11 protein-coding genes are annotated in these 8509 nt (G+C 57.0%); 7 read left to right on the top strand and 4 right to left on the bottom strand.

Annotation, left to right across the window (positions count from 1 at the left end):
- Nucleotides 1-174: 174 nt before the first annotated feature.
- The 5 genes from folE2 (at nt 175) to VN887_17240 (ending at nt 3267) form a co-directional block, all read left to right on the top strand.
- The gene (gene folE2 / locus VN887_17260) at nt 175-972 is read left to right on the top strand and encodes a GTP cyclohydrolase FolE2 (protein ID HXT41759.1); all 798 of its coding nucleotides are present in this window, start codon (nt 175-177) and stop codon (nt 970-972) included.
- Nucleotides 973-1167: 195 nt separating this feature from the next.
- Entirely contained in the window at nt 1168-1761 is a 594-nt protein-coding gene (locus VN887_17255) for a TraR/DksA family transcriptional regulator (protein HXT41758.1), read from the top strand.
- A 3-nt stretch (nt 1762-1764) separates the two neighbouring features.
- A complete protein-coding gene (gene rpmG, locus VN887_17250; protein ID HXT41757.1) occupies nt 1765-1932 on the top strand; it encodes a 50S ribosomal protein L33 in 168 nt (55 codons plus the stop codon).
- Between the two features lie 6 nt (nt 1933-1938).
- Entirely contained in the window at nt 1939-2199 is a 261-nt protein-coding gene (gene rpsR, locus VN887_17245) for a 30S ribosomal protein S18 (protein ID HXT41756.1), read from the top strand.
- Between the two features lie 129 nt (nt 2200-2328).
- Nucleotides 2329-3267 carry a ZIP family metal transporter gene (locus tag VN887_17240; protein ID HXT41755.1) on the top strand — a complete coding sequence of 313 codons (939 nt, stop codon included), beginning with the start codon at nt 2329-2331 and terminating at the stop codon, nt 3265-3267.
- 210 nt (nt 3268-3477) lie between these two features.
- Here VN887_17240 and VN887_17235 read toward each other — a convergent pair whose 3' ends face one another.
- From VN887_17235 to VN887_17220, 4 genes are all read right to left on the bottom strand, one after another.
- Nucleotides 3478-3747 (bottom strand): hypothetical protein, encoded by a 270-nt coding sequence (locus tag VN887_17235; GenBank protein HXT41754.1) that lies wholly within the window; start codon nt 3745-3747, stop codon nt 3478-3480.
- A gap of 131 nt (nt 3748-3878) precedes the next feature.
- Nucleotides 3879-4637, bottom strand: coding sequence for a 50S ribosomal protein L11 methyltransferase (locus VN887_17230; protein ID HXT41753.1), 759 nt, complete (start codon nt 4635-4637; stop codon nt 3879-3881).
- A gap of 163 nt (nt 4638-4800) precedes the next feature.
- Complete coding sequence (gene rph, locus VN887_17225; GenBank protein HXT41752.1) at nt 4801-5592, bottom strand: ribonuclease PH; 792 nt, start codon at nt 5590-5592, stop codon at nt 4801-4803.
- Between the two features lie 55 nt (nt 5593-5647).
- A complete protein-coding gene (locus tag VN887_17220) occupies nt 5648-6592 on the bottom strand; it encodes a DHH family phosphoesterase (GenBank protein ID HXT41751.1) in 945 nt (314 codons plus the stop codon).
- Between the two features lie 144 nt (nt 6593-6736).
- Between VN887_17220 and VN887_17215 the strand changes: the two genes are divergently transcribed.
- Complete coding sequence (locus VN887_17215) at nt 6737-7543, top strand: SDR family oxidoreductase (protein HXT41750.1); 807 nt, start codon at nt 6737-6739, stop codon at nt 7541-7543.
- 21 nt (nt 7544-7564) lie between these two features.
- Nucleotides 7565-8509 (top strand): lactate racemase domain-containing protein (locus VN887_17210; protein ID HXT41749.1); only part of this gene is annotated, 945 nt, incomplete at its 3' end.

Here is an 8509-nt window from a genome sequence, read left to right as displayed (position 1 = left end):
ACTACTGGCCAAAGCAGCCAGTCAGAAGGACACCGGCCCGTCGCTTCCGTGGCATGCCGGTCATCGACCGGTTTTGTGAATCTTCAATTGTGGAAAATTTTTTGCAAAACTTCCCAACATTGTTACGTTTCAGCCATGTTTAGAAACAACGAGAGTGATGCGCCGGTTCGCGCGATGGGTCTGGAAGGCAAACCGCGGGCCAAACTTCACGACAAGCAAAGCGAACGCGACTATCGCGAACTGCGCATTGACAAAGTCGGCGTTCGTGGGATGCGATTTCCGATTCAGGTCCGCGACAAGGCACGCAGTTTGCAAAACACAATTGCCACGATCGGCATGTACGTCGATCTCCCCAAGGAATTCAAAGGAACGCACATGAGCCGGTTCATTGAGGTGCTCCACGCGCACGGGAGCGTGGTCCACGTCGAAAACATTACCGACATCCTCTACGCGATGCAGGAAAAACTGAAGGCAGCCACTGCGCACCTGGAGATGGAATTTCCGTTTTTTCTGGTCAAGAAGGCGCCGGAGTCCGGGCGGGAAGGAGTGATGGATTACACGGCACGGTTCGATGCGACAGCCTGCGGCAGGGAAATCGATTTCGTGCTGACCGTGCGGGTGGGCGTCACAACCCTATGTCCTTGCTCCAAGGCCATCGCGCGGTTCGGAGCGCACAATCAACGCGGCCTGGTGACCGTGCAGATTCGTTCGAAGCGGGCCATCTGGATCGAGGATTTGATATCCATCATCGAAGGCTCGGCGAGCAGCGAGTTGTACTCATTGTTAAAGCGGCAGGACGAAAAGGCGGTGACGGAGCGGGCCTATGAAAACCCCGTGTTTGTCGAGGATCTGGTCCGCAACGTTGCGCTCAAACTCAACGCTCATCCAGATGTGACATGGTACAAGGCGGAGGCGGAAAACTTCGAGAGTATTCACAATCACAACGCTTATGCCTGTATTGAAAAGGGGTAGGGCGGGGAGCGACGGAAGGAGGACGATACGTCGTCGGCCGGTTTGAAGGCGCGGGATTTTCACTATTAAATCAACTGAAAATTTTTGTGGCGCTTTTAATTTCCTTTGCTACATTCACGCGCCCTCGACGTGCTGGCTTTCGGCTGACGCGGCGAGGCTAACGGGATTTCCCCCGTTGAGACGCACTGACTGACTGTGACAACGAAGAAAAAGACCATAAAAAGGGCGGCCGGAAAATCGGCAGGCAAAGAACTGGGTTCAGCCACGGCTGCAGCCATACTGGGCAGGGCTGCCGCCGCTTCCAGACGCAATCCCGGCAACGGGACCGTGAAGATCAAACCCGAGTGGATCAAGTATTACAACACGCTGCTGGAACTTCGCGAACGGCTTCAGAGTCAGATGAGCGGGCTGGCCAAGGAATCGGCCGAGGAAATGCCCGGCTACAGCCTGCACATGGCCGACTCCGGCACCGACAATTTTGACCGGGATTTCGCACTCAGCCTGCTCTCTTCTGATCAGGATGCGGTTTACGAAATCGAAGAGGCTCTCAAACGAATCGAAAAAAATACTTACGGCGTGTGCGAATTGACGGGCAAAGCGATCCCCAAGGCGAGGCTGGACGCGATCCCCTGGACGCGGTTCACGGTTGAGGCACAGGCGCAGCTTGAGAAGGACGGAGCCTTGCGGCAGCGACGCCTTGGTGCGCTGGGTTCTGTGGATTCAGCCGGCGCCTCGGAAGTCGAGGAAGATGATGAAGTCGAGGAAAAGCCCGCCAAGGAGAAAGAGTAGCTCATGCCGAGAGAAATCGTAACGCTTGAATGCACCGAGGCGCGGAAGGAAGGAAAACCGCCCTCTCGCTATCTTACCAGCCGCAACAAGAAGTTGAAGACGGAAAAGGTGGAACTCAGAAAGTACAATCCTTTTCTCCGACGCCATACGCTTCACCGGGAAATCAAATAGCCAAATATGCCACGCAAGACCCACACGGACAAACCCACTCGGGGATCACGCGGGAGAGGGGCGTCGGAGATCCGCACTCCCCGGCCCAAGCCGAAAATCGATTTCACGGCGGACGCGCTCGATTACAAAAATGTCAACTTGCTCAGACAGTTCGTTACCGATGCGGGTCGCATTCTTCCTCGCAAGTACACGGGACTTCCGGCACACTACCAGCGGCGATTAAACCGTGCCATTAAGCGCGCCCGACAGATGCTGTTGATGAAGTAGGCGGTTTTCCCTTCGGCTGAAGGGGCGCGCCGGAGCATTTCGCGGCTGAATGAACCTTCGGTGGTGGAAAATGCATGTGCGCCGCGGATCAGTTCGAGCGTGAATAATTCAGGTGGCCATGCGGCATCCTTGATTCTCCTAACCGGTTACTGCACTTTGATTCTGCTGGCGTCGCTGGCGGGAGGGTGGTTGCCACTGCTGGTGCGCCTGACACACACACGCATCCAGATCGCAACAAGTTTCGTCGCAGGTTTGATGTTGGGTGTGGCAATCCTGCACCTGGCACCACATGCCTGGGAACAACTTCGCTCTGCCGATTCGACGATGGGCTGGTTGATGGGGGGATTCCTCAGCATGTTTTTCGCGCAGCGCTACCTCCATTTTCATCATCATGACGTACCTGAAGAAGCCCCAGAGACGCATCGGCACAATGAGGGAGCGGTCTCAGTCGGTGATCAATACGGAACGGCTGACTGTGAACAGACACTGGCGGATAAATCGGCGCGGCACCTGTCATGGGTGGGGGCGGCCGCGGGACTGACACTTCACACGTTGCTGGATGGCGTTGCACTTGCTGCGAGCGTGGAACTCGACAAGTACGCGGGGCACACACACGGTCTGCTCGGTCTTGGAACCTTTCTGGTAATTTTTCTCCACAAGCCATTTGACGCGCTGGCTGTTGGCATGTTGCTGGCCGTGAGCGGGGCGCCGAGGGCTCTGCGTCACTGGATCAACGGTCTTTTCGCTCTTGCCAACCCTGTTGGGATACTCCTGTTTTATCTGGGTGCCGAACAGTTTTCGCGGACAGCACCGCACCTCCTCGGAGCGGTGCTGGCGTTCACGGCAGGCACCTTTTTGAGCATCGCCACGAGCGACTTGCTGCCGGAATTGCAGTTTCACGCTCACGACCGTGGCAAACTATCTTTGGCGCTGATCGCCGGAGTCGCAGTTTCCGCCCTGATAGGCGGATTTGAAGCAACGGGCCACGGCTACGGCAATGGCGCGGAAAGGGTGCAGCCCACCGGGGACGTCCGTTGGCACGAAAACACGCCGGAACGACCATTTTGACCGCATCACGAGTTCATGTGGGCCGCAACCGGTGGTCCCGGCGCCAGACTATCGATTACACCTGGAAAACGATTCCCTTTGCGCGGGGCTTAGAGCCGCCAGGGTTGATGAAGGGCCTCGTATTGGCTGTGACGAGGTTCCTCTTGAGAACATTATCTCCGCACGCCATCGCATGAGGCGTAGTTTGAGTCTGGGTTGGTGGCTTTTCGCTTAAGAAGTTGAGCCTTGTGTCTCGGAATCCCAATCACCTAATTTGAGACATTCCTTTATCTTACGACGCTCGTAACGATGTTTTTTCGACTTATCCGGACGATCATCCACTTGGCGGAATGGATGTTTGTTGTTGCGAATCACGTCCGAGAGGACTTCGAGTGTCTTCGTCATGGTTTGGATCCTTTGTTCGTCTTTCTCGAAACTGCTTCGAGCGAAAACAATGCCAGCGCCCCTGCCTTCTCCGTTTGCTCTTAATAACGCTGCCATCACGGTTACTGAAGTTGCTTCAACTTAATCTGACGCCCGCGATCGTCAAACGTTCAACGGTGCGGTCTACATTCTGCCCAGCGTGTGTGAAGATAGTTGGCCGCTCTCCTTACTGCCTTGGCGATGTTCCCTCACCTGGGGGTAAATGCTGCCGACTGCCATTCCTTTGTCGTTCTTATTTCGAGCAGCTTCAAGCCACCAGCCTTATAGACGCTTGCCACTTCCGGGAACTGGTCCACAACTGTGCCGGCGAGCACAAGTATGCCGTTGGGTTCGAGAAACGACAGAATGCGCTTTGACTGTTCGATCAAAAGGTCGCAAACGAGGTTTGCACAGATCAGATGAAACTTACGGTGGGCGTGGGCTGGCATCCGGCTCAAGTCTTTGTGATTGAAACGAATGAGTCCTTCGGCGTGGTTCTGCAGGGCGTTGGCATTCGCAACCCGGATTGCGGTCGGATCGTGGTCGAACGCGTGAACCGGGTGGTAGCCAAGTTTCGCTGCCGCGATCGCGAGGATTCCGGAGCCTGTGCCCATGTCGAGAAAGGATTGCGGATCTGCGGGCCGTCGTCGAGTAACGAGTTGTTCGAGACAGAAAATCGTCGTCGGATGTTGCCCCGTGCCAAAGCTAAGGCCGGGGTCAAGCACAACGACAGCTTGGTTTGATCGCGGACGACGATGGCTCCACGTCGGCCTGATCAGCAGTGCCCGGCCAATTTCGAGCGGTTTGAAATGTTTCTTCCAGGATTCCGCCCAGTCTTCGGAACGAACCCGGCGGAAGGCAACGCGAGCGACGCCTGTACGCAAGCCACAACCGCGGATTCGCTTCAGGCCGGCCCGCAGGCGTGCGTGGGCTTCAGCACGCCGACAGGGAAATCTTGTCAGGTACACCGAAACCGTAAACTTACGGGTTCGTGGATCAGAATGCACGGATGGGCGTTCCCCAAATAAACCTTCGAGCAACGCGGCGACAGCTTCCTCCGACTCCGGAGCCGTCGTAACAGAGATTTGCTGAATGAATGGATAAGGCACCGTTCAAAATCGGTCGGGCCCGTCACTCGGCGGTCGCGATGGTATCGAGAGCCTTTCGCTGGGCTTTGAACAGTTGTTGAATACCGGCTCTGCCCAGACTCAACAGGTGGCCGAGCTGGCTTTCGTCAAATGTGGCCTCCTCGCCGCTGCCTTGCAGTTCTATGAATTCACCGGCCTCGGTCATGACGATATTCATGTCAACTTCCGCCGCCGCGTCTTCAACATAGCAAAGGTCAAGCAATACCTGCCGATGGACGATCCCAACGCTGACCGCCGCGACGGCTTTCAGTAGAGGAGTCACTTTCAGTTTTTGGGCAACCAAAAGTTTGCTGACGGCGAGCGAAAGCGCGACGTAACTGCCGGTAATGGCCGCGGTTCGCGTCCCTCCGTCAGCTTGAAGCACGTCGCAATCCACCCAAATCGTGCGTGGGCCGAGCTTTTCCAGGTCCACGGCGGCACGCATCGCCCGGCCGATCAGCCGCTGGATTTCCTGCGAGCGACCGTCGATTTTACCCCGGGTAATGTCGCGTTGTTTGCGTTGCTGGGTGGAGTAAGGGAGCATGGAATACTCCGCCGTGATCCATCCCCCGGAGACGTTTTGTTCCTTCATCCACTTCGGAACGGTTTCCTCAACAGTGACGCCGCAGATCACGCGGGTGTTGCCCCACTCAATCAGCGTCGAACCGGTTGCGTACGGTGCGATGTGATTCTGAAACCTGATAGGACGCAATTGTTCGACACGCCGGCCATCCGCGCGTGGAGAAAAACCGACCGGCTCGGGTGCAGGATCTGACGCGGAAAAGCTTTCAGACATATGGCGCGCAATGCTAATGGACAGCCCGAGGGTGGAGCAACTTTGAAAAGCAGCGTTACTTCTTCGCCATCTCAATGGCGTCGAACAGGCTTTCGAGATTATTCAACGGCGAGCCTTTGACATGCCCCGGATTTAGGACCTGCCGCAGGTACGCGATCGCATCGGGAATATTCTGGATTGAGCGCGGCAGGGTGGCGCCGCTGGCGTTGGCGTGGCCGCCGCCCTGAAGCTTCTCTGCGACCTTCAGCGCCTCACCGTTGCGGCTGCGCAAGCTCGCCAGAATCATTCCATTGCCGCGCCGAAACAACGTGATCAGCACGGGGAACGGCGCGGCCCGCTGTTCGAGCAGTTGATGCACGATCTGGTTGGTGTTGCCAACGATGGTGTTGACGAGGCCGACAACGGGGCTCAACTCGGTAATGTTGGACTTGCTCCAGGCAAAGCCAAGGGGGTCTTCGATGCGTCGTTTTACCTCCATCACTTTCAGCAGGGGATGGTCGAGCAGTCTTTCGAGATCGCCCTGGATCAAGGTCTCGAGATTCCAGAACTGGTAGGTTTTCACCAGGTTCGCGTAGTCGTTCGCGAGGAGGAAGTCCGGGTCGTCTTCAAGAAAGAGGTCGGCGACGTTGTTCAAATGGACCAAGCGGTCAAGTTTCGCCGTCCCCAGCTCGTGCTGCTGGCAGAGTTCATAACAAAGCAATCCGGCGGACTTGTCCACCGCGTGGACCAATTGTGCATTTTTTGGGGCGAATTCAGTCGTATGATGGTCGATGATGACCCAGTTTGGTTTGTCCAGCCGCGGCTCGAACGTGAGATCACACACCCAGGCAGATTTTTCAGCGAGGCTGCGCTGACGCCAATTGTGGTTGTGATACGCCTGCAACGGCACATCAACGTCGAACAGTGCGCGCGCCAACCGACGGAGCAGGAGGCCCGACAGCAGGCCGTCCAAATCGCTTTCGTGGGTCAGAATGACTTCAGGTTTGGGCAGCGAAACCATGGACAAAGGCTATCGCATCGAATCGCGCGTGGCTAGCGGCGAATTCGCTCACGAAGCCGCTCGGATCTCATTAATACCAAAAGTGGAGGGCCTTATTTTTCCCTTCACCGCGTTTCCGCAATCGCACACAATCGGCACCACAACATGAACCTCTTTGATCTCAGTGGTGAAGTTGCGGTGGTCATCGGAGCCACCGGTCTGTTGGGCGGGGCCATCGCCGAAGGTCTGGCGCAGGCCGGGGCACAGGTTGCGGTCGCCGGACGCAACGCGGAACGCGGCCACGGGAGAGTGGAGAGGATCAGAAAGGAGGGCGGACACGCGGAATTTATTTCGATTGAGGCGATGTCGCGGGACAGTTTGCGGGCAGCCAACCAGAGGGTGGAAAAGATGCTCGGTGCGCCGACGATCCTTGTGAATGCCGCGGGTGGAAACGATCCGAAGGTTACCGTCGGCCCGGACCGTAGTTTTGAACAGGTCACCCTGGAAGACTGGCGGGCCAACTTCGACCTGAACCTGGTCGGCGGAGTATTGTTGCCGTGCCAGGAGTTTGGTGCGGGGATGATTGCCCGCGGGAAGGGCAGCATCATCAACATCGCCAGTGTTTCGGCCCACATTCCGCTTTCGCGCGTCGTCGCGTACTCGGCGGCGAAGGCCGCGGTGCTGAGTTTGACGGAGTTTCTTGCGCGTGAATGGGGCGCCAAAGGCGTACGCGTCAATTCCATTACCCCCGGCTTTTTTCCGGCCGAGCAAAACCGCCGGGTATTGTTCAACTCCGACGGCACGCCGACCGACCGGACCAGAGCAATTATGAGCCACACGCCCATGGGCCGGTTCGGCGAGGCGCGGGAATTGATCGGGGCTGCCGTTTATCTCGCGAGTCCGCGAGCGAGCGGATTTGTGACCGGCTCGGATTTGCGAGTGGATGGCGGTTTTCTGTGCCTTACAATATAAGATCAACGCGGCAATACGACGATGTCACCCATTTCAATAACAGCGGCCAACGGGACATTGACCCGCGATCAGGTCGCGGAGGTGGTTGCTCAGACGTGTGCGACCGAAGATTACCGGGACAAAAATGTGCTGCTCATTGTGCCTGACGGCACTCGCACCGCACCGGTCGGTTTGTTGTTTCGAACCTTGTTTCAACAGATTGCCGGAACGACGCGTGCGTTCGACGTTCTCATCGCGCTTGGCACTCACCAGCCGATGAACGAAAAGGCAATCTGCCAGCGTCTGGAAATCTCGGAAGCCGAGCGCGAGGCGGTCTATCGGCGGGTCCGTTTCTTCAATCACGCCTGGAATGACCCGTCCGCGCTCAAGCGCATCGGTATCATCAATGCGGACGAAATCGGAAAGATGTCGAACGGACTGTTCGCGATCGACGTGCCGGTGGACGTGAACCGAATGGTGTTTGACTACGATCAGATCATCATCATTGGTCCGGTGTTTCCACACGAAGTTGTCGGCTTTTCCGGCGGTAACAAATATCTTTTCCCTGGCGTGGCCGGGCCGGATATTCTGAATTTTTTCCACTGGCTCGGCGCCGTCATCACGACTCCGAAGATCATCGGCAATAAATGGACCCCCGTTCGGCGCGTGGTGGATCACGCGGGTTCAATGGTGAGCGTGCCGAAACTCTGCTTCTGCATGGTGGTCGAAGGGAAAGGGCTGGTCGGGCTTTTCACGGGGACGCCAGAAATCGCCTGGGATGCCGCGAGCGACCTGTCGCGGCGGCGTCACGTCCTTTACCGGAAAAAACCGTTCCACATGATTCTGTCCTGCGCGCCCCAAATGTACGATGAACTCTGGACCGGCGGCAAAGCGATGTATAAACTCGAGCCGGTGCTTGCCGACGGCGGTGAACTCATCATCTATGCGCCGCACATCTCGGAGGTCTGTGTTGCACACGGCAGAGTG

The organism is Candidatus Angelobacter sp., from assembly GCA_035607015.1.
GTDB lineage: Bacteria > Verrucomicrobiota > Verrucomicrobiia > Limisphaerales > AV2 > AV2.
Note: the sequence above shows the minus strand (reverse complement) of the source record. Positions and strands in the feature narration are given on the sequence as shown.

Coding starts and splice junctions, on each gene's coding strand:
- folE2 (HXT41759.1), top strand. CDS start 175: ATGGGTCTGGAAGGCAAACCGCGGGCCAAACTTCACGACAAGCAAAGC.
- rpmG (HXT41757.1), top strand. CDS start 1,765: ATGCCGAGAGAAATCGTAACGCTTGAATGCACCGAGGCGCGGAAGGAA.
- rpsR (HXT41756.1), top strand. CDS start 1,939: ATGCCACGCAAGACCCACACGGACAAACCCACTCGGGGATCACGCGGG.
- VN887_17235 (HXT41754.1), bottom strand. CDS start 3,747: ATGGCAGCGTTATTAAGAGCAAACGGAGAAGGCAGGGGCGCTGGCATT.
- rph (HXT41752.1), bottom strand. CDS start 5,592: ATGTCTGAAAGCTTTTCCGCGTCAGATCCTGCACCCGAGCCGGTCGGT.
- VN887_17220 (HXT41751.1), bottom strand. CDS start 6,592: ATGGTTTCGCTGCCCAAACCTGAAGTCATTCTGACCCACGAAAGCGAT.
- VN887_17215 (HXT41750.1), top strand. CDS start 6,737: ATGAACCTCTTTGATCTCAGTGGTGAAGTTGCGGTGGTCATCGGAGCC.